This is a genomic window from Nocardia sp. NPDC102475, assembly GCF_055584605.1.
Map to the genome: position 1 here is coordinate 113,443 of NZ_JBVJLS010000009.1, position 21,361 is coordinate 134,803.

Annotated in this window: 23 protein-coding genes; 12 read left to right on the forward strand and 11 right to left on the reverse strand. The window is 66.4% G+C overall.

Annotation, left to right across the window (positions count from 1 at the left end):
* Positions 1 to 969: a c-type cytochrome biogenesis protein CcsB gene (gene ccsB / locus ACZ60G_RS18280; RefSeq protein WP_465811259.1), complete on the forward strand. Its 969-nt coding sequence runs from the start codon at positions 1 to 3 to the stop codon at positions 967 to 969.
* 160 nt (positions 970 to 1,129) lie between these two features.
* Positions 1,130 to 2,161 (forward strand): MspA family porin, encoded by a 1,032-nt coding sequence (locus ACZ60G_RS18285; protein ID WP_465811260.1) that lies wholly within the window; start codon positions 1,130 to 1,132, stop codon positions 2,159 to 2,161.
* A gap of 43 nt (positions 2,162 to 2,204) precedes the next feature.
* On the opposite strand, the gene lppU is transcribed toward ACZ60G_RS18285, so the two are convergent.
* Positions 2,205 to 2,870, reverse strand: a complete 666-nt coding sequence (lppU, locus tag ACZ60G_RS18290; protein ID WP_465811261.1) for an LppU family putative lipoprotein — start codon at positions 2,868 to 2,870, stop codon at positions 2,205 to 2,207.
* 292 nt (positions 2,871 to 3,162) lie between these two features.
* Between lppU and ACZ60G_RS18295 the strand changes: the two genes are divergently transcribed.
* Positions 3,163 to 3,783 (forward strand): DUF8020 domain-containing protein, encoded by a 621-nt coding sequence (locus ACZ60G_RS18295; RefSeq protein ID WP_465811262.1) that lies wholly within the window; start codon positions 3,163 to 3,165, stop codon positions 3,781 to 3,783.
* Between the two features lie 398 nt (positions 3,784 to 4,181).
* On the opposite strand, the gene ACZ60G_RS18300 is transcribed toward ACZ60G_RS18295, so the two are convergent.
* Together ACZ60G_RS18300 and ACZ60G_RS18305 are read right to left on the reverse strand one after the other, a co-directional pair.
* Complete coding sequence (locus tag ACZ60G_RS18300) at positions 4,182 to 4,379, reverse strand: hypothetical protein (RefSeq protein WP_465811263.1); 198 nt, start codon at positions 4,377 to 4,379, stop codon at positions 4,182 to 4,184.
* Between the two features lie 127 nt (positions 4,380 to 4,506).
* Positions 4,507 to 4,716: a BldC family transcriptional regulator gene (locus tag ACZ60G_RS18305; protein ID WP_062983746.1), complete on the reverse strand. Its 210-nt coding sequence runs from the start codon at positions 4,714 to 4,716 to the stop codon at positions 4,507 to 4,509.
* A 254-nt stretch (positions 4,717 to 4,970) separates the two neighbouring features.
* Here ACZ60G_RS18305 and ACZ60G_RS18310 point away from each other — a divergent pair, with 254 nt between their 5' ends.
* The 5 genes from ACZ60G_RS18310 to ACZ60G_RS18330 all read left to right on the forward strand — a co-directional run bounded on the left by ACZ60G_RS18310 (position 4,971) and on the right by ACZ60G_RS18330 (position 7,770).
* Positions 4,971 to 5,321 (forward strand): DUF4229 domain-containing protein, encoded by a 351-nt coding sequence (locus tag ACZ60G_RS18310; protein ID WP_063045384.1) that lies wholly within the window; start codon positions 4,971 to 4,973, stop codon positions 5,319 to 5,321.
* Entirely contained in the window at positions 5,318 to 6,403 is a 1,086-nt protein-coding gene (gene cds1, locus ACZ60G_RS18315; protein ID WP_465811264.1) for an L-cysteine desulfhydrase Cds1, read from the forward strand. Before ACZ60G_RS18310 ends, cds1 begins: the two co-directional genes overlap by 4 nt.
* Before the next feature lie 103 nt (positions 6,404 to 6,506).
* A complete protein-coding gene (locus ACZ60G_RS18320; protein ID WP_040696163.1) occupies positions 6,507 to 6,728 on the forward strand; it encodes a hypothetical protein in 222 nt (73 codons plus the stop codon).
* Positions 6,728 to 7,306: a Clp protease N-terminal domain-containing protein gene (locus ACZ60G_RS18325; protein ID WP_465811265.1), complete on the forward strand. Its 579-nt coding sequence runs from the start codon at positions 6,728 to 6,730 to the stop codon at positions 7,304 to 7,306. The genes ACZ60G_RS18320 and ACZ60G_RS18325 overlap by 1 nt, the downstream gene beginning before the upstream one ends.
* Positions 7,307 to 7,383: 77 nt before the next feature.
* Positions 7,384 to 7,770 (forward strand): phage holin family protein, encoded by a 387-nt coding sequence (locus ACZ60G_RS18330; RefSeq protein ID WP_465811266.1) that lies wholly within the window; start codon positions 7,384 to 7,386, stop codon positions 7,768 to 7,770.
* Positions 7,771 to 7,811: 41 nt separating this feature from the next.
* Here the strand turns inward: ACZ60G_RS18330 and ACZ60G_RS18335 are convergent, their stop codons facing one another.
* Entirely contained in the window at positions 7,812 to 8,684 is an 873-nt protein-coding gene (locus ACZ60G_RS18335; RefSeq protein ID WP_465811267.1) for a 1,4-dihydroxy-2-naphthoate polyprenyltransferase, read from the reverse strand.
* A gap of 45 nt (positions 8,685 to 8,729) precedes the next feature.
* Positions 8,730 to 9,206 carry an SRPBCC family protein gene (locus ACZ60G_RS18340; protein ID WP_465811268.1) on the reverse strand — a complete coding sequence of 159 codons (477 nt, stop codon included), beginning with the start codon at positions 9,204 to 9,206 and terminating at the stop codon, positions 8,730 to 8,732.
* A gap of 46 nt (positions 9,207 to 9,252) precedes the next feature.
* On the opposite strand from ACZ60G_RS18340, the gene ACZ60G_RS18345 reads away from it, so the two are divergent.
* On the forward strand, positions 9,253 to 12,852 hold the full coding sequence (locus tag ACZ60G_RS18345; protein WP_465811269.1) for an AfsR/SARP family transcriptional regulator: 3,600 nt from the start codon (positions 9,253 to 9,255) through the stop codon (positions 12,850 to 12,852).
* 24 nt (positions 12,853 to 12,876) lie between these two features.
* Here the strand turns inward: ACZ60G_RS18345 and ACZ60G_RS18350 are convergent, their stop codons facing one another.
* From ACZ60G_RS18350 to ACZ60G_RS18370, 5 genes are all read right to left on the reverse strand, one after another.
* Entirely contained in the window at positions 12,877 to 13,716 is an 840-nt protein-coding gene (locus ACZ60G_RS18350; protein WP_465811270.1) for an ABC transporter permease, read from the reverse strand.
* The gene (locus ACZ60G_RS18355; protein ID WP_465811271.1) at positions 13,713 to 14,699 is read right to left on the reverse strand and encodes an ATP-binding cassette domain-containing protein; all 987 of its coding nucleotides are present in this window, start codon (positions 14,697 to 14,699) and stop codon (positions 13,713 to 13,715) included. Before ACZ60G_RS18355 ends, ACZ60G_RS18350 begins: the two co-directional genes overlap by 4 nt.
* 216 nt (positions 14,700 to 14,915) lie before the next feature.
* Positions 14,916 to 16,076, reverse strand: a complete 1,161-nt coding sequence (menE, locus tag ACZ60G_RS18360) for an o-succinylbenzoate--CoA ligase (protein ID WP_465811272.1) — start codon at positions 16,074 to 16,076, stop codon at positions 14,916 to 14,918.
* 357 nt (positions 16,077 to 16,433) lie between these two features.
* Complete coding sequence (locus ACZ60G_RS18365) at positions 16,434 to 16,826, reverse strand: VOC family protein (RefSeq protein ID WP_465811273.1); 393 nt, start codon at positions 16,824 to 16,826, stop codon at positions 16,434 to 16,436.
* A 1-nt stretch (position 16,827) separates the two neighbouring features.
* Positions 16,828 to 17,721: a 1,4-dihydroxy-2-naphthoyl-CoA synthase gene (locus tag ACZ60G_RS18370; protein ID WP_465811274.1), complete on the reverse strand. Its 894-nt coding sequence runs from the start codon at positions 17,719 to 17,721 to the stop codon at positions 16,828 to 16,830.
* Positions 17,722 to 17,993: 272 nt separating this feature from the next.
* Here ACZ60G_RS18370 and ACZ60G_RS18375 point away from each other — a divergent pair, with 272 nt between their 5' ends.
* From ACZ60G_RS18375 to menD, 3 genes are all read left to right on the forward strand, one after another.
* On the forward strand, positions 17,994 to 18,590 hold the full coding sequence (locus ACZ60G_RS18375; protein ID WP_465811382.1) for a PaaI family thioesterase: 597 nt from the start codon (positions 17,994 to 17,996) through the stop codon (positions 18,588 to 18,590).
* Between the two features lie 85 nt (positions 18,591 to 18,675).
* A complete protein-coding gene (locus tag ACZ60G_RS18380) occupies positions 18,676 to 19,119 on the forward strand; it encodes a DUF6918 family protein (RefSeq protein WP_063045408.1) in 444 nt (147 codons plus the stop codon).
* A 316-nt stretch (positions 19,120 to 19,435) separates the two neighbouring features.
* Positions 19,436 to 21,079, forward strand: a complete 1,644-nt coding sequence (menD, locus tag ACZ60G_RS18385; RefSeq protein WP_465811275.1) for a 2-succinyl-5-enolpyruvyl-6-hydroxy-3-cyclohexene-1-carboxylic-acid synthase — start codon at positions 19,436 to 19,438, stop codon at positions 21,077 to 21,079.
* A 13-nt stretch (positions 21,080 to 21,092) separates the two neighbouring features.
* On the opposite strand, the gene ACZ60G_RS18390 is transcribed toward menD, so the two are convergent.
* The gene (locus ACZ60G_RS18390) at positions 21,093 to 21,323 is read right to left on the reverse strand and encodes a hypothetical protein (protein WP_465811276.1); all 231 of its coding nucleotides are present in this window, start codon (positions 21,321 to 21,323) and stop codon (positions 21,093 to 21,095) included.
* Positions 21,324 to 21,361 lie beyond the last annotated feature (38 nt).

Genomic DNA, 21,361 nt, shown 5'->3' on the forward strand with positions numbered 1-21,361 from the left:
ATGCCGATCGACGAGACCATCGCCCAGTACAGCGATCTCGCCTTCAAATCGGCGATCGTCGTGTACGCGCTGGTGCTGGTGCTGCTGATCGTGCAGTACGCGGCGGCGCGGACGCAGAAGGTCGTCGCGCGTGAACTGGTAACTGCCGGCGGTGGTTCCGATCGTCCCACCGGACCCGGTCGGGTCGAGACGCCGCAGGCCAAGCCGTTCGCCGAACGCGCAGGCAATATGGCGTTCTCGGTGCTGTTCGTCGCCATCGCCCTGCATGTGACCTCGATCGTGTTGCGCGGCTTCGCAACCCACCGCTTCCCGCTCGGCAACATGTACGAATTCGTCACCATGGCGACCGCCGCCGCCGCCGTGGTCGGCATGGTGTTCCTGCGTGAACAGCGCTACCGCTCGATGTGGGTCTTCCTGCTCGTCCCGATCCTGATTCTGCTGTTCCTGGCCGGCACCTTGCTGTACGCCGACGCGGCACCCGTTGTGCCCGCACTGAAGTCGTTCTGGCTGCCCATCCACGTCACCATCGTCAGCATCGGCAGCGGCGTCTTCCTGGTCTCCGGCATAGCCAGCCTGCTGTTCCTCTACCGCCTGCGTCAGCCCGAAGGCGACGAATCCGACAACATCCTCGGCACCATCGCCCGCCGCCTCCCCGACGCCCGGACCCTGGACCGCCTCGCCTACAAAACCACCATCATCGGCTTCCCCCTCTTCGGCGCCGGCGTAATCCTCGGCGCCATCTGGGCCGAAGCCGCCTGGGGCCGCTTCTGGGGCTGGGACCCGAAGGAAACCTGCTCCTTCATCGCCTGGGTCCTGTACGCCGCCTACCTCCACGCCCGCGCCACCTCGGGTTGGCGCGACACCAAGGCCGCGTACATCAACATCGCCGGGTTCGTAGCGATGCTGTTCAACCTCTTCATCATCAACATCGTGATCAGTGGTCTGCACTCATATGCCGGGCTGAACTAGAGGGGCTTTACCAGCGGAAATGGGGCGGTGCGCGACACGCCCCGCAGCCTGAACGAGCCGGGCCGGTATCCCACCTATGCTTGCCGAATATTAGCTATGTGGGTCCGTTCATGCGATTTCGCCGCCGCTGATGTACATCCGATTCGAAACGGGATCAGATATGCGCCCTCGATTCGTCGTTATCGCGACCGGTGTGGTCGCGGCCGTCGTGGCTGTGTTTGTGTGGCCCGGCGCCGAGCCGAGCCGGGCCCAACCGCCCGGTGCTGACGTTTCCGGTGCCGGGATTCATGTGACGACATCGGTGGAGAACGTCGGAGTGGACCCGCCGGGCGACCGGATGCCGAACTTCCTCATGACGTTCGCGCATGCCGCGCAGCTATCCGGCAACTACTCGCTGAACGTGGCGGGCGATGAAGTCGTGTCCGGCCAGGCAGTCGCGGGGTTCCTCCTCGGCTGCGCGCTCACTCTGGACAACGGCTTCACCGTCGGAATCGATCCGAATCAAGGGGTGTTGGCGAGTATTTCCCCCGATTTCAGCCAGTCGAACGCTGCCGCCAGACTGCCGAATACGACGGTGAAGCCGGTGGCCGCACCGCCGAGTGCCAGCACCACGTCCCGGAGTGCCGCCACTACCTCTCAGAGTGCCGCGCCCGCCCCCCGGAGTGCCGCTACCTCTCAGAGTGCCGCGCCCGCCCCCCGGAGTGCCGCTACCTCTCAGAGTGCCGCGCCCGCCCCCCAGAGTGCCGCCGCTACCTCTCAGAGTGCCGCGCCCACCTCCCAGAGTGCCGCCGCTACCTCTCAGAGTGCCGCGCCCACCTCTCAGAGTGCCGCCACTACGTCCGCGAGTGTCGAGACTACGACCCCGAGCGTCGAGACCACGACCCCGAGCGTCGAGACCACGACCCCGAGTCCCCCCAGCGCGAGCCTCGGACCGACCGTCGGCGGGACCCTGGGCTTGAACGAGGTCCTGGAAGCCACCTTGGCGCCGGGCCAGATCACCACCGTCACGACAGTGACGACCAACCTGGACAACAAGACCGTGTTCCCGTATCACTTCATTTTCAACAACGCCGCGTTGAACGTCGGCCAGTGTGCCTCACCGGTATCGGCCGTCCCCTTCGTCACCGCCACGGTGAGTACCGCGGTGGAGACGGTGCAGACCTCCGCCTATGGCAGCCAGTTCACCTTCTGATCCGACTCGGGACGCTCGGCTCTCGATGGCCGAATAGTGCGACTTACAAGCGGTGGACGCAGACTACGAATTGGCGTTGCTGGTAGACGATTCCGCGGTCGCTGGAGGAGCAGACGTTCACGTTTGTGGTGTTCAGTTTGACGTCCATGACGCGAACGGCGTTGGGGACGCCCTTGGTGTTGCAGTCGAGGCGTTTGGGGCCGTCTTTGTTCGGGTCCATGCAGCCGCCGATTACCCAGTCGATGTCCATGCAGAGGGTGGCGCGGTTGATGCCGTGCAGGGTGTCGTTGAGGGAGCGGTCGGCGTCGGTCGGGCAGGCCGCGTTCTCGGACGCCTTGTCGATGACCTTGTAGTTGGAGGTCGCGCTGCCGCAGGTGGCCTTGCCGAGGGTGGGATTGTCGCCGCTGCCGCCGATTTCGACGCAGTCACCGACCTCGACCTTCAGGCCACCCGCGATCTTGTCGAAGGTGCTGCGGATGGCGGAGGTGGTCGGTGGGGCCTCGGGGGTGGTCAGGGGCAGCTCGGGGAACGACGGTTCCGACGCGGTGGTCGGCGCGGCATCGTTCTGGGCCGCGGGCGATGGGCTGCTCGTGGTGGACTTCTCGTTGCTGAGTGACATCGCCGCCACCGCCACTACGGCTGCGGCCAGCGCGGTTACAGCTATGAAGACCGTCAAGGTGAGACCCGCACGGACACGTTGACGCGACACCTGTGACGTCCTCCAGGGCTGTTCGAACTCGCGCGCCGAGATACGAAGTTGAAAGTTGCAATGGTGAGAGATCACGTCATGCCTACACCATCCGGTGTGTGCGCGTCGAGTCACCCATTTTCGAGGATAAAAAGGATACTTGTGTGAAATGATCATAGGTCGGATGCTGGGGTAACAATCGAATAACAATGGCCGTTTGGGGTTTCCCAAATGCCGTGCGGGGCAACAAGCTACGTGGCGCTAGACGCGTCAACCGGCTACCGGGGCCGGTGCTTGTCAGAAGGAAACCTTGATGAAGTTCGGCACGTTCGCCGTCACTCTCGTGTCCATCGCCGCCGTGGGAATCGCGGCGGGAACCGCGAATGCGAAGCCAGCGGAAGTTGCCAAAGAGGTGTCGGCTTCCGGCGTCGAGCAGGGAATCGGTTACCACACAGTGGCTTCCGAAATCTCGGATGGGCACCGGGATCGCGTTCTCACCACCGAGGTCGACAGCGGCAAGTTCGAACTCGCCGACAATGGCACCAAGGTCTTGCTGAAGTCCGACGCGGGCGCTGTGGTGACGGAAGTCCCCTTGACCTACGAGCTCTCCGGCACGAAGGTCGCGGTCGACCAGACGATCTCCGATAACGGCCGAACCCTCGCTCTCACACCGAAATTGAGCGCCAAGAACATCGGCGAGATGCAGCCGGTCAATTCCATGGCCCGCCTGACCGACGAAATCAACAAGAACATCGTCGGCGTGGTCCTCGGCGGCGTCCTCGGCCTCATCATCGGCGCCATCGTCGGCGTCTTTTTCTTCAGCATCATCACCGGCCCGATCGGCGCGGTAGTCGGCGCGATCGCCGGCGGCTACATCATGGGCGGCCAGTCGTTCATGGACGCCCTCGTGGCCGTCATCAACGGCGAGCCGTGATCATTTGAGCTCTCGCACCCCTGAGGACTACCTCGCACAGGTCTGTATGTGAGGTAGTCACTGGGGTGCGGACTTCGCTTCCGGATCTCGGGAAGTGCTGTGGCGCGCCTGCCGATGGCAGTGAGTGATCGTTGTTACACATGTTGGCTGGCTCGGTTCGCGGGCTGATGCAATGTGGGCTGCCGGAGCATCGCTCGGCGATCGGGCCGCGCCCACGCATGAAGTGTGCGCCGCATGGTATCGCGCGCGATTCGTCATTGGTGCAGCAGCACAACCGCGCTAACGATTCGGGTTGCGCGACTAGGGATTCGAGCCTTCTGCGGGCACGACAAGGCGCTCGTTCTGCCACTGCTAATCCGCACACCGGATGTCGCCCGGCGAACCGAGCGCAATGAAACTCAGCGCTCGGTAGACCCGTCGCCATCGCGATGCTGGCGCGAAAGGCGCCAGAGGAATTCGGGGTCGTCGTCGGGCCCCATGATGCGCTTGCGCTGCGGCGAACGCGTGGGCGGTCCGGCTGTCTTCTCGGGGCCGAACGCCTTCCAGCACAACATCGCGACTGCCACAACTGCGATGAGTGCCAACAGGTACGTCACGTCGCTCACCTCCTGCTAACGAGGGTAGTCGCGTGCGTAGCCTTCGAACACCGCAGACACGAAATTGGTGGGTGCGGGCCCCTGGACAGGAAGATCGAACTCACAGCTACAGGCCCGCGGACCAGGCTCAGCGTGCGGTGGCCTCGGTGGTGAGCGACTTGAGCAGCTGAAGTACCTCGGATTCGCGGAACCGGCGATGCCCGCCCGGTGTGCGCAGTGATCCCAGGCGCCCGGCGTGGGCCCAGCGGGTAACGGTCTTCGGATCGACGTGGAACATGGCGGCGACTTGGCCCGGTGTCAGCAGGGTGTCCTGGCCGCCGACGGTGATCGCAGTCATAGCAAACCTCTCCGTTCTCGACAGTTCCCTCATCAGATGGCGCCATCGTTGCACTGCAACCCCTAGGTACTCGAACCACCTACAGTTGGTAAAGGGGAAGTAATAGACAAAACGGATATGAGCCCTGGTCAGGCGCGGTCGGACGTAGTCCGCCTCTGGTTTCTTGCGGTTGGCCGAGCGCAGGAGAGGCTACCGCTTTGCTCGACCGGAGGTATGGCCGAGGGCGGGCCATAGCTTCGCATAGGCTGGACGACGTGAGTGACGCAACGCCACCGAAGGGTGAACCCGCACAGCAAACCGCTGGCGTCGGCGCGCGGCTGGCCCGCAATCTGGCGCTGTACACGCTCGCCAGGCTGGCGCTGGTCGTTGTCATCGCCGCCGCGATCATCGGCGTCGCCCGGCTCGTCTCGGTGGATGTCCCGTGGTTGGTCGCCGCGCTGTTCGCGTTGATCATCGCGATGCCGCTGTCGCTGACGCTGTTCAAGAAGTTGCGCGCTCGGGTCAACGAGGACATCGCGGTCGTCGATGCGAAGCGTCGCCAGGACAAGGCGCAGCTGCGCGCCCGGCTGCGTGGTGACGACGACCCGACCGGTGCGGCCTCGTGAAGTACTGCGATCGCAGTACGCCACGCGGCTGGGTCGACAATGCCGTGCGGCTCATCGAGGCCGACACCCAGCGCAGCGCCGACACCCATCTGATCCGGTACCCGCTGCCCGCCGCATGGCAGGTCCAGCTGTATCTGAAGGACGAGTCGACCCATATCACCGGCAGCCTCAAACACCGGCTGGCGCGGTCGCTGTTCCTGTACGCGATCTGCAACGGCTGGGTCACCGAGGGCACCACGGTGGTCGAGGCGTCGTCCGGTTCGACCGCGGTCAGCGAGGCGTACTTCGCCAAATTGCTCGGCCTGGATTTCGTCGCGGTGATGCCGGAGAGCACCTCGCCGCAGAAGATCGAGTTGATCGAAGCTCAGGGCGGCCGTTGCCATTTCGTGCAGCGGCCACCGGATATGTACACCGAGGCGGCGCGGCTGGCCGCCGAATGCGGTGGCCACTTCATGGATCAGTTCACCCATGCCGAGCGTGCCACCGATTGGCGCGGCAATAACAACATCGCCGAATCCATCTTCCAGCAAATGGAATTGGAGGAGCATCCGGTGCCGGACTGGATCGTCGTCGGTGCGGGCACCGGCGGCACCAGTGCCACCATCGGTCGCTATATCCGCTATCACCGCTACCCGTCGAAACTGGCCGTGGTCGACCCGGAGAACTCCGCGTTCTACGGCGGCTACGAAACCGCCGACGCCGGATATCAGACCGGAATGCCTTCACGTATAGAGGGAATCGGCCGACCGCGGGTCGAGCCGTCGTTCATCGGTCAGGTGGTGGATCGGATGATCGAGGTGCCCGATGTCGCATCGATCGCCACTGCCCGGCTCGCGAGCCGGATAATCGGCCGCCGCGTGGGCGGTTCCACCGGAACCAATCTGTGGGGTGCGTTCGCACTCATCGCCGAAATGATCTCCGCCGGACGTTCGGGCAGTGTCGTCACGCTGCTCTGTGACGGCGGAGATCGTTATGCCGGAACGTATTTCGATGACTCCTGGGTCGAGGCGCAGGGCATGAACCTCACCGAACCCGCCGCGATCCTGGAGAAGTTCGCCGCGACCGGAATCTGGTCCGGCTAGTACGCGATATCGCAACCCCGGCCGCCGCGCCGGGGCTTCTTTTGTGACGAACCTCGTCAATTTTCGTTGACAACTCCGGAGTTCGTCAATCAAAATTGACGACATGACTGAAGCAACCACACTGGCGGCCGCCGCGGGCAGTCCGGACCCCAAGGTCGGGCTGCGCGCGGTGCTCGCACTGCGTCGGCTGCTCGAACGGCTGGAGGCGATCCAGGTGACCAATGCCCGCGAACAGGGCTGGTCCTGGCAGGCGATCGCGGAGGCGCTCGAGGTCAGCAAGCAGGCGGTCCACCAGAAATACAACCGGAGAGGCGGGAACCGCTGATGTTCGAACGGTTCAGCAGGTCGGCGCGGACGGCGATCGTCATCGCTCAGGAAGACGCGCGCGAACTGCGCGCACCCAAGATCGAGGTGGAGCATGTCCTGCTCGGTCTGCTGGCACAGGGCGAGCCGGAATTGAAGACACTGCTCGAGGAGGCGGGGGTCACCCACCGAGAGGTGCTCGAATCCCTCGGTCAAGAGGCTAAAGGCCAGCCGCTCGGCGCGGAGGACGCCGAGGCGCTGCGCTCGATCGGCATCGATCTGGATGCGGTGCGCGAGAGTCTGGAGGCCACCTTCGGCGAGGATGCGCTGGAACGGGCCGTGCCCGAGGAGCGGTCCCGATTCGGCCGCGGCCGTGATCGGAACTGGGGTCACATCCCGTTCACCAGGGATGCCAAGAAGGTGTTGGAGCTGGGACTGCGCGAAGCATTGGCCCGTAAGGACAGGTCCATCGAATCCGGGCATCTGCTGCTCGGCATTCTGCGCGCGCCCAATGCGACCACCACCCGCATCCTCGGCGGTTCGGAAGCGATCGATGCGCTCCGGCCGAAGGTGCACGCGCTGCTCGACCGTGCCGCGTGAGGGGTCGGGCATGTGCGCGCCGCTCGATTCACGTTTTGTGGCAGCACATGCCCGCCCGTCGGGCCTAGCATTGGCGCATGCAGCTTCTGATTCGGTTGATCATCAACGCGGTGGCCATCTGGCTGGCCGCCTTCTGGGTCGACAAGATCGAAATACTCAGCCCCGCAGACAAGGGCAATGGCGGCAAAGTCATTGTCATCCTGGTCGTCGCGGTGGTCTTCACCGTGGTGAACGCGGTGATCAAACCGATTGTGAAACTTCTATCGCTACCGCTGGTCATCGTGACCCTCGGCCTGTTCCTGCTGGTGATCAACGCGCTGATGCTGTGGCTCACCGCGAAGATCAGCGAAACCACCGACTACGGCCTGCGCGTCGACGGCTTCTGGGCCGCTGTATGGGGCGGCATCATCGTCGCGGTGGTCAACTGGGTCCTCGGCATCCTGGTCCCGGACGGCGACGACTAAAAGCTGCGGCGCGGGCGACCGTCCTGGTCGCCCGCGCGCTACTAACCGGCGATACCCAGCGCCAACGCGGTAACCGCCGACCACGCCAACAGCGCCAATCCCGAATCGCGGAGCGCCGGAATCAATTCCAGCCCACCCTTACCGGAGCGCACCGGTGCATTGGCGCGCACCGCCAACGGCACGGCGACCAGTCCGACCAGCGCCCACGGCGTGCGGACGACCAACAGCAGCGTCGCGATGAACGGCACGGCGAGCAGCGCCAAGTGCAGTGTGCGAGTCCGCGGATCGCCGAGTTTGACCGCGAGCGTGACCTTTCCGGATTCGGTGTCGGTCGGGATATCGCGCAGGTTATTGGCGACCAGCACCGCGCTGGAGAACGCCCCGACTCCGATCGCCAGCACCAGGCCCGCCCATTCGACCCGCTCGGCCTGCACGAATTCGGTGCCGAGCACCCCGATCAGACCGAAGAAGACGAAGACCGCGAGCTCACCGAACCCGCTGTAGCCGTAGGGCTTGCTGCCGCCGGTGTAGAACCAGGCACCGGCCAGGCAGGCCACGCCGACCAGCAGCAACCACCACGCCGTCGCGATGACGAGCACCAGCCCGAAGACCGCGCCGATGGCCAGGCTGATGATCGCGGCATTCTTGACCGCGGCGGGCGAGGCGAGCTTCTGCCCGACCAGCCGCAGCGGACCGACCCGCACGTCATCGGTGCCGCGGATGCCGTCGGAGTAGTCGTTGGCGTAATTCACCCCGATGATCAGGGCCAGCGAAACCAGCAGCGCGAGAATCGCTTTCCACCACACCGCGCCATCGATGGAGGCGGCGGCGCCGGTTCCGGCGAGGACAGGGGCGATCGCGTTCGGCAGGGTACGGGGCCGTGCGCCCTCGATCCATTGCGCTGCAGTAGCCATGTTCGCAGCCTAATGCGCGGCCGCGGTTCGGTCCGCTCGGGCGGTTCAGTTGGCTTCGGCGGCGGTCTTCAGTCGGTCCAGGCCCTTTTCGAAGTCCTTGCCGATCATATTGTCGATCGGGAACACCTTCCCGAGCACGCCCATCAGGCCCTTGTGCTGGCCTCTCATCCGCCAGACCACCTCGGTGCGGGGTTCTCCTCCTTCGAGGGCCGAGACCGGGTTCAGCTCGAAGGTCGTCTTATTGGTGGCCTTGAACGGCTTCTCGAACGCCAGCCGGATACCGATTTCCCGGTCGTCACTGGAGGTGATCTCCATGCTGCCGCGACCGGCTTTGCGATTGCCGTCCCAGGCGTACTGGGCGCCGACTCCGGCGTCCGGCCCGGAGTACTTCCGCTGCAGTTGCGGATCGACGTCCTCCCATGGCGACCACTTGGTCCACTCGTGGAAGTCATCGATCAGCGCATGAATGCGCGCGGGCTCGGCCGTGATCACAGCCTGCCGAACGATTTCGAACTCAGCCATGCGCACAGCGTAGGCGACCTACCGGTCCGAACAGGGGCGAAAAACCATGTCAGCCCAGCACGCACTGCTCGCATACGATAACCACGGAATGTTTCCCGATCAGAGCGGCCCGAACGGCCGAAGTCAAACCCTGACGACGCCCGCAGGCGAATCGGTCGTAGTGGCCCTGCTGGGCGAAATCGCGCTACGCCGAGACGGCACGCTCGCCGCGCTGCCCGGGGCACGGTCGCGACTGCTGCTCGCCGCGCTGGCCCTGCGGCCCGGCCGCAGCCGCAGTGCCCAGGCGCTGATCGATGAGGTGTGGGGTGAGCAGCCGCCGCGCGCACCGATGAACGCGCTGCACACCCAGGTGTCGCGACTGCGCGCGGCGCTGCCGGATGCGGCGCTGGAGATCGGCCCGGCGGGCTACCGCCTCACGCTGACCGCCGATCAGGTCGATTTGACCCTCGCGGACGACCTGGTGCGCGCGGCCCGCGCCAAACAGGCCGACGGCGACCACGCCGGATGTCTAGAGGTGCTGACGCAGGCCAGATCGCTCTGGCGCGGCGAGCCCGGTGCCGACCTGCCCGCGGGCGACCTCGCCGACGAGCTGCGCGCCGCGGCCGCACACCGCTGGTCCGAACTAGAAGCGATCGAGGTCGCCGCCCGGGTCGCCGCCGGTGATCTCGACGGCGCGGTGGCGATCACCCGCCGCACCGCGGCCGCCAAACCGCTCGACGAGGCCGCGCACGCCACCTTGATGCGATTGCTCGCCGCAGCCGGTCGGCCCAACGAAGCCCTCGATGTCTTCGCATCGATCCGTGGGCGACTTGTCGAAGAACTAGGCGCGGATCCGGGCCCGGCGCTGGTCGAGCTGAATACCGCGATCCTGCGGGGTGATCCGGTGCCCGGATTCGCATCGCGGACCGATCATGGTGGGGTCGTACCGAAGCCGACGCCCGGCGTGAATTCGGTCACACCGCGCGATCCGACGGTATCGGCCGCGGTGTCGGATTCGGCCGCACGGGATTCCGCAGGGCGGGATGCGACGGCACTGGATTCGATTGGACGAGTTTCGGATTCGGCCGCTGCCGTGCCGCCGAGTGCCCGCTCCGCGATCGGCCTGCGCGCGGCTCCCAATGCCCTGCTCGGACGCGCCGCCGATCTGGACGCGCTCGAGCAACTGCTGCACCGCTCGCGGGTGACGACCGTCCTCGGCCCCGGCGGCACCGGAAAGACCAGGGTGGCCAACGAATTGGGCGCACGGGTCGCGCGCAGTGAATCCGTGGTGCTGGTCGAGTTGGCCTCGGTGCGGGCCGATACGGCCGCCGATGCCGATCCGCGCGCCGATATCGAGGCCGCGATCAGCACCACGCTCGGTCTCGGCGAGATCGTCCGGGAGACGGCGTGGCGGCGCTCCACCGGCTACAGCGATGCCGGTCGCCGACTGCGCGATGCGCTCGCCGCCCGTCCGACGCTCTTGATCTTGGACAACTGCGAGCATCTGATCGACGCGGTGGCCGAGGTGGTCGCTGATCTCGTCGGCAGCTGCGATCAGCTCAGCGTGCTCACCACCAGCCGAGCGCCGCTGGCGATCACCGCGGAAACGGTCTATCCGCTGGCGCCCTTGGCAATCGACGCGGCCGGATCGCCCGCCACCGAGCTGTTCATGGCCAGAGCGCGCGCGGTGCGGCCGACCGTACGCCTGGATCCCGAGGTGGTGGCCCGGCTGTGCACCACACTCGACGGGCTGCCGCTGGCCATCGAACTGGCGGCCGCCAGAGTGCGGACCATGAGCGTCGAAGAAATCGAAACCCGCCTGGAACATCGATTCGCGTTGCTGCGTAGCGGAGATCGCTCCTCGCCGGAACGCCATCGCACCTTGCACGCGGTGATCGCATGGAGCTGGAATCTGCTCGAAGAGCCGCAACAGATCGCCTTGCGCAGGCTGTGCCGCTTTCCGGCCGGGTTCACCCTCGATGCGGCCGAAGTGGTGGCGGGCGGCCCCGATGTCGACGATGTGGCCACGGCTGTGGACGGACTGGTCGGCCAATCGCTGCTGACCGTCCTGGACGACGATGAGGGCCTGATCGGCACCCGCTACCGGATGCTGGAAACCGTTCGCGAATTCGGTGAGGAACAGCTCGCGCTGACCGGATCCGATGCGGCGGCGGGCATTTCGGGAGCGGTCGACGAGCGTCCCGTGGTGATGGATCGCATGTCGCGCTGGGCCCGTGATTATTCGATCGCTACCGTGCACCGTTATCTGTCCGACGAGCAAGTGGCCACCGTGCTCTCGGTCGGCGCGGAACTCGACAACCTGGTCGCGGTGCTGCGATATGCGTTGGAGCGCAGGGACGCTCGCACGGTGTACCGGGTCTTCCCGGTTGCCGGCACGCTATGGGTAATGCGTGGCGCGCACATGGAGCTGAGCGGTTGGGCGCGCCGGATTCTGACCCTGCCGCCCGAACCCGGTCCGGTGCGCGGTCCGGTCGCTGATCTGCAGATGCTCGCGCACCTGCAGATCGGCATGCACGTCGTGTTCCTCGGCGCCGACCTGCGTGAGGTGGCGACCACGCGGGCCAGGATCCGTCGATTGCTCAGCACCGCGATCGATCTCAATGGTGGAGCGCGCTTTCTCGGCGCGATGGCCTGCGGGAATGCCTCGGGCTCGGACACACCGAGGCAGTTCGCGGACGGCGCCCGGTCGCCGGACCCCGTGGTGCGCGGCGCGGCGGTGTTCATGCGCGCGAATATCCGGGAAAACGCGGGCGATGTCTACGGCTCCGCCCGGGACGCGAAGGCTGCCTTCCAGCTGATCGAGGGCCGCGATGTCTGGGGCACGGCGATGGTCACCCAGCATCTCGGGCAGCTCGCCGGACAGACCGCGCACTATGCCGATGCGGTGGGGTACTACCGCCGGGCGGCGGAACTGTTGCGGGAGTTGCACGCCCACGAAGAAGCCGTCGAAATGTCCAGTTATCTCGCGGTGTCGTTGATCGGCGCGGGCCGGCTCGACGAGGCGCGGCGGGAGTTGGGCTTCGCGCTCGGCGCCGCGGATGGCGATCCGGCACACGGTACGCCGATCGATGACCCACACATCCGACGTAACCACCGCCTGGCGCCGGTTGTCGTCGGAATGGCGGAACTCGAACTGGCCGAGGGCGATATCGACGCCGGGCTGCACTACTACCGGCGGGCACTGGACCTGCACGGCTGGCCCGATGACGCCCCGATGGTCGGCCCGGGCATCCTGGTGACCGCGAGCGGGGCCGTGGACGCGCATGTGCTGCACGGACGGGCGGCGGAGGCCGCCGATATCGCGCGGACGCTGCTGCGCATCGCGGCCGGCCGACTCGGGCAGTTCCCCGACCTGCCGCAGATCGGCGCTGTCGGCAACGCTGTCGGAACATTCTGTCTCGCGGTCGGACGCGATACGGAGGTGGGCTTGGAGCTGCTCTCGCTGGCGACCAAAGTGCTGGGGCGACAGGATAGTCCGTCGGCCGAATTGCGGCGTCATGCGGCACTGCACCGAACAACGGTGGGGGACGAGCGCTTCGACGAAGCACTGACCCGTGTCGCAGGAATGCGTCGGCGGCAGGCGGCGGACAGGATCCTCGAACTCCTGCAGGAACTGTCCTGCGACAACGAAAATCGCGGTGGGTGACTCACCCACCGCGACTTCTGTGCATCACGCCCGGCGCATGTACGCCTTGATGCTCAGCGGCGCGAAGATCGCGATCACGATCACCGAGCCGATCAGCGACCAGGCCAGATCGCTGCCGTAGACGTTGCCGTTCATCAGCGCTCGGGCCGCATTCACCATGTAGTACACGGGATTCACGTGATTGAGCCCCTGCATCCAGCCCGGCATGGTGCTCACCTGAGCGAACGCGCCGGACATGAAGGTCAGCGGGAACATCACCATCATCGAAATGCCCTGCACGCCTGCGGCACTCTTACCGGTGACGCCGACCAGCGCCCAGATCCAGCTCACCGCGAACGAGCAGACCACGATGACCAGACCGGCCACCACGACACCGGCCACACCGCCCTCGGGCCGGTAGCCGATGGCCAGACCGACCACGATGGTCAGCGTCGTCGCCAGTGCGTAGCGCACCATATCGGCGATCAACGCACCCGCCAGCACCGAAATGCGGGCGATGGGCAGGGATTTGAACCGGTCGAAGACGCCCTTGTCCATATCCTCGCGCAACTGGGTGCCGGTGACAACCGAGGTCAGCACCACGGTCTGCACCAGAATGCCGGGAATCAGGACCGGCAGATAGTTCGACACGCTCCCGCCGATCGCCCCGCCGAAGATGTAGGCGAACAGCGCGGTGAACAGGATCGGCTGAATCGTCACATCGAACAGTTGCTCGGGATTGTGTTTGATTTTCAGGATGCCCCGGTAGGCCATGGTGAGCGAGGTCGCCACGGTCTGTTGCAGGCTGATCTTATTGCTGACCTCGGGAATCGAGGTCGGTGCCGCATGTCGCGCGGCGGTGCTCTCGGCGGTGATGGTCGTCATGCCGCGCTCCGTTCCGAATCGTTGTCGTCGGCCGGGTGGCCGGTGATGGTGAGGAAGACCTCGTCGAGGCTGGGTTTGGTGACGGTGATCTCGTCGATCGCGATCTCCCACTCGCGCAGGCGAATCAGCAGATCGGCGGTCATGCCCGCGTCCGCAAGCGGCGCGGTGAGCCGACCGGCCTCCGGCGTGATCTGGGCGTCGACGCCGAGGAAGTCACCGACAACCCGGCGCGCCTCCTCGAGCTGGGCCCGGTCGACCAGGGTCAGATGCAGTGAGGAGCCACCGACCGAGGCCTTGAGCTCGTCGGCGGTGCCGTCGGCGATCACCTTGCCGTGGTCGATGACGGCGATCCGGTCCGCGAGCTGATCGGCCTCGTCCAGGTACTGCGTGGTGAGCAGCACCGTCGCGCCCTCGCGGACCAGGCGGCGGATGGTCTCCCACATTTGGGCGCGGGTGCGCGGATCGAGGCCGGTCGTCGGCTCGTCCAGGAACAGCAGCGGCGGTGTCGCGATCAGGCTGGCGGCCAGATCGAGGCGGCGTCGCATACCGCCGGAGAAGTTCTTCAGCGGCTTGCTCGCCGCCTCGGTGAGGTCGAACTCCTCCAGCAGTTCGACCGACTTGCGCCTGGCATCGATCTTGCTGAGGCCGAGCAGGCGGGAGAAGATGATCAGATTTTCGGTGGCCGTCAGGTCCTCGTCGACCGAGGCGTACTGCCCGGTGACGCCGACCAGGGACCGGACCGCCGTCGGTTCCGCGACGACGTCACGGCCGAAGATGCGGGCGCTGCCGCCGTCCGGGCGCAACAGGGTGGCCAGCATGCGGATGGTCGTGGTCTTGCCCGCGCCGTTCGGGCCGAGCACGCCGTAGACCGAGCCCTGCGGAACCGCCAGGCTCACACCGTCGACGGCGCGCTGTTCCCCGAACACCTTGACCAGGCTGTCCGCCTCGACGGCGAGCGCTGAATTGGGTGTGTAAGAAGTCATGCACAAGACTTTGGGGCCGCCGTCTTGCACGGCCCTTGCATCACAATGTCGCGCGACCTTGCACCACGATCGCGTGCTCATGCACCGCTAGGTCAACGCGGCAAACGTAACAACTGATTTCGGGAGAACATGGGTAACTCGTCGGGTACGGGCTAACTCGGTAACGACGTCATCGCCGGTCGCCGACGCAACTGTGGTCGCACCTGGGTCTGGCGCCTAAATACGCGGAGAGGCGGACAAGCGTTCGCGGAGTTTGACGCGGTCGGGTTTGCCGGGGCCGCGCAGCGGAAGCTCGTCCAGCAGCGCCAGCTCGCGCGGTGCGGCGATGGAATCGAGTTCGCGCACGACGTGATCGCGCAGTTCCTCGAGGGTTGGGGTGGCGCCGGGGGCGGGGACCACCGCGACCGCGACGCGCTGGCCGAGCCGATCGTCGGGCAGACCGAGCACCACGCATTCGCTGATGCCGGGATGGGTGATCAGCACGGCCTCGACGACCTGCGGGATGACGAGCAGTCCGCCGGTCACGATGGCCTCGTCGAGCCGTCCGCTGATCCTGAGCACACCGTTCTCATACGTGCCCGCGTCCTCGGTACGGAACCAGCCGGGTTCGGCGAACGCAGGATGGTCGGGCTGGCCGCGGTAGCCGATGGCGATCATCGCGCCGCCGAGCAGCACGCGACCGTCCTCGATGCGAATCTCGGTGCCGTCGAGCGGAACTCCGTCGTACACACAGCCGCCGCAGGTTTCGCTCATGCCGTAGGTGCGAACGACGTTGATACCGGCCGCTTTCGCGCGCTCGTAGACCGGCGCCGGAGTGGCCGCCCCGCCGACGAGCACGCCGTCCAACTGGGCAAGTGCTGTCGCGGCGGTGGGCGCCTCCAGCGCCTTGATGAGCTGGGTCGGCACCAGCGCGGTGTAGCGGCGCTCACCGCGCATACCGGAAATCGCGCCGGCCAGCGCCTCGGGTAGGAATCCGCCGGAAACGTCGAGCACGCTGGGTTCGGTACCGGCCAGAATGCTACGCAGCAACACCTGAATGCCAGCGATGTGATGGGTCGGCAGGGCCAGCAGCCAGGTGCCGGGACCACCGAGTCGATCGTGTGTGGCAGTCACGCTGGCCCGCAGCGCGGCGGAGCTGAGCATGGCGCCCTTCGGCACACCGGTGGTGCCGGAGGTGGTCACGACCAGTGCCGCCTCGTCATCGATCAGCTCGCCGGGCGAGAGTGCATCGCTCAGTCGCCTGGCCTCCCGGCGGTCGCTGGTCGGTATCGGCAACCACGCGGGGCCGTTGCCCTCCAACACTTCTCGCAGATGCGGCATGACATCGCCGAGCCCGGATCCGGTCGGCATCGGCAGCGTCCGCAGGGTGCGACTCATGATTTCGCCCCCGTCATGCGCGACCGCACCCCGCTGGTGCTCGGCGCCGTCGTGCGCAGGCGCGCTGTGTTCATGGTTCGCTCGCTGCGCTCCCTCACGAGTCTGATCGTGTCATGTCGACACGACCGCACGCGGCAGGGGTCGGTTTGCTGGGGCGGCGCGCTGGGGGTTCGGCCGCGTCAGGGGAGAAGAAGTCGGGTACGCCGGACATCGAGACTGCGATTCACTCGGAGGACGGTACTCAGTCGGTGCTCACCCGGACGTCGGCGGTCGGGCGGTCATCCGTGGTTATCGTCCTCGCCGGGGTCGGCATTGGCAACTCGAGCCGGACCGGCCACGCCGCCGCTGCCGGCGTGATCAGTCCGGTGACCAGCGCGAATCCCGCCGGATCGGATGCTCGGCGGGAATTTCGACCAAAACGATCGGCACGCCGTCCGGATCGTGTACCCACATTTCGATCAGTCCCCACGGCTCGCGCACCGGCTCGCGCTGGATGCGGATCCCCTTCAGCGCAAGCTCCGCCGCCGCGTCCGAAATGTCGCGAACATGCAGCCAGAGCGCGCCTTCGAAGGTGGTCGATTTGCCCGATCCGCCGTGCGCGGCCACCTCGATCAGCGACTGTCCAGCGAAGAAAACCGTGCCGCCCGGATACTCGCGCGCGATGGCCAAGCCGAGTCCGTCGCGGTAGAACGCGAGGGTTGCCTGGTAGTCGGCGGGCCGCAGGATGACCCGGCTGCTGAGGATGTCCATGTCAGAAGTACCAGGGGTAGGGGGTCCAGTCCGGCTCGCGCTTTTCCAGGAAGGCGTCGCGGCCTTCGACCGCCTCATCGGTCATATACGCCATCCGGGTGGCCTCGCCCGCGAAGAGCTGCTGACCGACCAGACCGTCGTCGAGCAGATTGAACGCGTACTTCAACATGCGCTGGGCCTGTGGGGATTTGCCGTTGATATCGGCGGTCCACTCCAGTGCGACATTTTCCAGTTCGGCGTGATCGACGACCCTGTTCACCGCGCCCATCTGATGCATTTCCTCGGCGGTGTAGGGACGGCCGAGGAAGAAGATTTCCCGCGCGAATTTCTGGCCGACCATTTTCGCGAGATAGGCGCTGCCGTAACCGCCGTCGAAGCTGCCGACATCGGCGTCGGTCTGCTTGAACCTGGCGTGCTCGCGGCTGGCCAGGGTCAGATCGCAGACCACGTGCAGACTGTGCCCGCCGCCCGCGGCCCAGCCGTTGACCAGTGCGATGACAACCTTCGGCATGAAGCGGATCAGCCGCTGCACCTCGAGGATGTGCAGGCGGCCCGCGCGCGCCTGGTCGACGGTGTCCGCGGTATCGCCGTCCGCGTACTGGTAGCCGCTGCGGCCGCGAATGCGCTGGTCGCCGCCCGAGCAAAAGGCCCAGCCGCCGTCCTTGGGGCTGGGGCCGTTGCCGGTGAGCAGCACCGCGCCGACATCCGGGGTCATCCTGGCGTGATCGAGCGCGCGATAGAGCTCGTCGACCGTATGGGGGCGGAACGCATTGCGCACCTCCGGCCGATCGAAGGCCACCCGGACGGTGCCCTGCTCGATATGCCGGTGATAGGTGATGTCGGTCAGGTTCTCGAACCCAGGAACGGGCCGCCACAGCTTCGGATTGAACGTCACCCCAGTGATTATTGCCCCCACCGATGTTTCGGATGCCAGCGACTTCCATGCGAACTTCTACGGTGCCGATTCCATTACTCGACGGTACGACTTGACGGTGTATAACAACGCGATACCGTGCAGGGATGGAGAGAGCATCGCGAAGCGATTCTATGAGGGGCGGCGGTCGGGTGACGGGCGGGCGTGAGGCAGTGAAACGGGTTCCAGGACGCGTTGTCGGGCGGTCCGGTCCGCGCATCGACAACAGCGCGGTGGACGAATCCCGGTACGAGATGCACGGCGGCTTCCCCAAGGTGTCCCACGCGCGAGTCGGCGCCGACTTCGCCCCGTTCGTCGAGGCCATGCGCACGCTGCAGGATCTGGTCGTCTCCGTGGACGCCCCCGATGAAATCTACGGCGAGGCACTCGACCGGACGCGCGAACTCATCGATCTGCTCGAGCCGTATCGCGCACCCGAACTGCAGGGCCCGGCGGGCCGCGCGGTCGAATTGCCCGGGCGCGGCAGCCTTTTGCTGCTGCCGTGGCAGGTGGTCGAGGCCGGACCCGACGGCATCGTGATGACCGGGGAATTCCGTCGCTTCCATCTCGGCGGCAACGGTGCGGCACACGGCGGCGTGCTCCCACTGCTCTTCGACGATCTGCTCGGCATGATCGTGCACTACGCCGGACGGCCGATCAGTCGCACCGCTTATCTGCATGTGAACTATCGCAAGATCACTCCGCTGCAGACGCCGCTGACCGTGCGGGGTCGCGTCGACCGCATCGAAGGCCGAAAGACCTTCATCACCGCGGAACTAGCCGATGAGCAGGGCAATGTCCTCGCGGATTGTGAAGGATTGATGGTCCAATTGCTGCCGTGGCAGCCGTAGCCCGATGAGTGCCGTGTGAGTCTGCGCACCAGTGCGTATAGTGACGTGCGCTCGTTCATCGAATCGATCCCGGAGGAACCTGAAAGTGGTTGCAGCACTGTCTGAATCCCTGCTCGACGACGCAAAGCGCACGGCCTTCCTTGCCGATGCCAAGGAGGTTCTGGACGCCGAGGTGTCGGACAAGGGTGGTGCGTCGGGCCTGGCCGTCAAGGGTGGCTACGCGGCGGTCAAGAAGATCAGCCCGTCCATCGTGCCGGACGCGCTGGAGTCCTTGGCGCCCAAGCTCGTCTCGCAGCTGGAGCCGTTCTGGCAGGAATACTCGGCGACGGGGTCCGGCCAGTTCGCCGACCTGCTGGTCGCCAAGTCGGACGAGGTCGCCGAGGCTTTGCTCGCGGTGACCGACGCGCGTGCCGACGCCTCGACGCGTCCGGCGCTGAAGAAGGTCTACTCGTCGATGCGTTCCTCGGCCAAGAAGAACGTCATCGAGGCCCTGCCGCGGCTGGGCGACCTCGTGCAGCGGCACGCCTGAGTCGGATTGCGGCGCCCGGCGCCGCATCGCGCCCATGCCTGCGCCTCGCTAGCGCTCGGCTCCGGCATGACCGCGTGAGCGGCTGTGTTTTTTGTCGCTCACTGCGTTCGCTCATGGGACTCGCTCCGTGGTGGGTGCGCCGGCGACGCTCATTGTCGCGCACGGCGATTCGGCCGACCACGGGCGCTGAGCGCCCCGCGTCCGGTGGTGGACGCGGGGCGAATTTTCCGCCAACCCCCGGTGCCGAGCGCTACCGAGGTGCCAATGTGAGCAGGGTGACGAAGACGTCGAAGCAACTGTCTGAGAGCCTGGAGATGTGAATCCGTCTACAGCACAGGCGCAAGTGGTCGTTGACGAGCTCGCGCGCGGGGGTGTGCGAGACGTCGTTCTGTGCCCGGGGTCGAGAAACGCGCCCCTGGCATTCGCGCTGCAGGCGGCCGACGCGGCCGGCCGACTCCGCCTGCACATGCGCATCGACGAGCGAACCGCGGGCTTCCTGGCCATCGGTCTCGCCATCGCCAGTCGACTGCCGGTTCCAGTCGTGATGACCTCGGGGACCGCCGTCGCCAATCTCGGCCCCGCCGTGCTGGAGGCGAACTACGCCCGCGTACCGCTGGTGGTGCTGAGCGCCAACCGGCCCTACGAGATGCTCGGTTCCGGCGCCAATCAGACCGTCGAGCAGTTCGGGCTGTTCGGTAGCCAGGTCCGTGCCTCGATCAGCCTCGGACTCGCCGAGGAGGAGCCGGACACCGATGGCGGCGTGCCCTACGGCCAGCAGAACAGTCAATGGCGTTCGGCCGTCTGCCGGGTACTCGCGGCGGCCCGTGGCACCCGTTCCGGCAATGCCGGGCCGGTGCATTTCGATATTCCGCTCCGCGAGCCGCTGGTGCCGGATCACACGCCGGACGAGTGGGCGCCCCAGGGCCGCCCCGGCGGCGAGGCGTGGACGTGCACCCGGTACGCGACGCTCGACGTGCCGCTCGATCTCGACCTGACGCCCGATACGGTCGTCATCTCCGGCCACGGCGCGGGCCTGCGGCCGGAACTGGCCGAGCTACCGACATTGGCCGAACCCACGGCCCCGATGCACGGTCCGCCCCTGCATCCGCTGGCCCTGCCGCTGCTGAAGCCGCGGCAGGCGATTATCACCGGGCGTCCGACGCTGCATCGTCAGGTCGCGAAGGTGCTCGCGGATCCGGCCGTGACCGTCTACGCGCTCACCACCGGTCCGCGCTGGCCAGATGTCTCCGGCAATGTGGTCGGCACCGGTACCAGGGCGGTTACCACGGGTGCGCCGAGTGCGGACTGGCTCGCGTACTGCCGCGAACTCGATGCGAAGGCCGTTCAGGTCGTTCGCGCCGAACTGGCCAACCATCCGAAGCCGACCGGGCTGCACGTCGCCGCGGTGGTGATGGACGCGCTGCGCGAGGGCGATCAGTTGCTGCTCGGGGCATCCAATCCGGTGCGTGACGCGGCCCTGGTGTCGCCGCCGCGGCCGGGTGTCCGGGTGCTGTCCAATCGTGGCGTGGCCGGTATCGACGGCACCGTTTCCACGGCCGTCGGCGCGGCACTGCACCACACCGGCCGTACCATTGCGCTGATCGGTGACCTCACCTTCCTGCACGACGCCTCCGGCCTGCTCATCGGCCGCGGCGAACCCCGCCCCGCCGATCTGACCATCGTGGTCGCCAACGACGACGGCGGCGGCATCTTCGAACTACTGGAACAGGGCGATCCGCAGTACGCCGGTGTTTTCGAGCGCGTCTTCGGTACGCCGCACGGAATGGATTTGGCCGCGCTGTGCGCCGCCTACCGGATTCCGCACAAGCAGGTCGATACCGAGCGGTTGGCGGTCGAGCTGGCCGGCCACGCGCACGGGTTGCGGGTGCTCGAAGTCGCGACCGAGCGTTCCAGTCTGCGGGAGTTGCACGCGACGGTGCGGGCCAAGATCGCGCCGTGAGCTGACGGGCCGATCAGTACCCCGGCTCGGAATCGCGATCGTCGTCGAGCGGCACCGGGATCGACTGTTCCACGACATCGGCCGGATTGGCATCGAAGGCATCTCGATCGACCGCCGCGGCGAGCTCGCGGTCGGAGCTTTCGTCGGTGTCATCGACGATCTCGGGGTAGGCGGGGACGTTCTGCTCGACGTAATCGGCTTCCGAAACCGCGTCGATGGTGCGGGACGTGCTTGGATCGGTCATCGTTCATTCCTCTCCGCGCGTGCTTTTCGGCTGGGTAC

Coding starts and splice junctions, on each gene's coding strand:
- ccsB (WP_465811259.1), top strand. CDS start 1: ATGCCGATCGACGAGACCATCGCCCAGTACAGCGATCTCGCCTTCAAA.
- ACZ60G_RS18285 (WP_465811260.1), top strand. CDS start 1,130: ATGCGCCCTCGATTCGTCGTTATCGCGACCGGTGTGGTCGCGGCCGTC.
- ACZ60G_RS18295 (WP_465811262.1), top strand. CDS start 3,163: ATGAAGTTCGGCACGTTCGCCGTCACTCTCGTGTCCATCGCCGCCGTG.
- ACZ60G_RS18305 (WP_062983746.1), bottom strand. CDS start 4,716: ATGACTGCGATCACCGTCGGCGGCCAGGACACCCTGCTGACACCGGGC.
- ACZ60G_RS18320 (WP_040696163.1), top strand. CDS start 6,507: ATGACTGAAGCAACCACACTGGCGGCCGCCGCGGGCAGTCCGGACCCC.
- ACZ60G_RS18325 (WP_465811265.1), top strand. CDS start 6,728: ATGTTCGAACGGTTCAGCAGGTCGGCGCGGACGGCGATCGTCATCGCT.
- ACZ60G_RS18330 (WP_465811266.1), top strand. CDS start 7,384: ATGCAGCTTCTGATTCGGTTGATCATCAACGCGGTGGCCATCTGGCTG.
- ACZ60G_RS18335 (WP_465811267.1), bottom strand. CDS start 8,684: ATGGCTACTGCAGCGCAATGGATCGAGGGCGCACGGCCCCGTACCCTG.
- ACZ60G_RS18340 (WP_465811268.1), bottom strand. CDS start 9,206: ATGGCTGAGTTCGAAATCGTTCGGCAGGCTGTGATCACGGCCGAGCCC.
- ACZ60G_RS18345 (WP_465811269.1), top strand. CDS start 9,253: ATGTCAGCCCAGCACGCACTGCTCGCATACGATAACCACGGAATGTTT.
- ACZ60G_RS18350 (WP_465811270.1), bottom strand. CDS start 13,716: ATGACGACCATCACCGCCGAGAGCACCGCCGCGCGACATGCGGCACCG.
- ACZ60G_RS18355 (WP_465811271.1), bottom strand. CDS start 14,699: ATGACTTCTTACACACCCAATTCAGCGCTCGCCGTCGAGGCGGACAGC.
- menE (WP_465811272.1), bottom strand. CDS start 16,076: ATGAGTCGCACCCTGCGGACGCTGCCGATGCCGACCGGATCCGGGCTC.
- ACZ60G_RS18365 (WP_465811273.1), bottom strand. CDS start 16,826: ATGGACATCCTCAGCAGCCGGGTCATCCTGCGGCCCGCCGACTACCAG.
- ACZ60G_RS18375 (WP_465811382.1), top strand. CDS start 17,994: ATGCACGGCGGCTTCCCCAAGGTGTCCCACGCGCGAGTCGGCGCCGAC.
- ACZ60G_RS18390 (WP_465811276.1), bottom strand. CDS start 21,323: ATGACCGATCCAAGCACGTCCCGCACCATCGACGCGGTTTCGGAAGCC.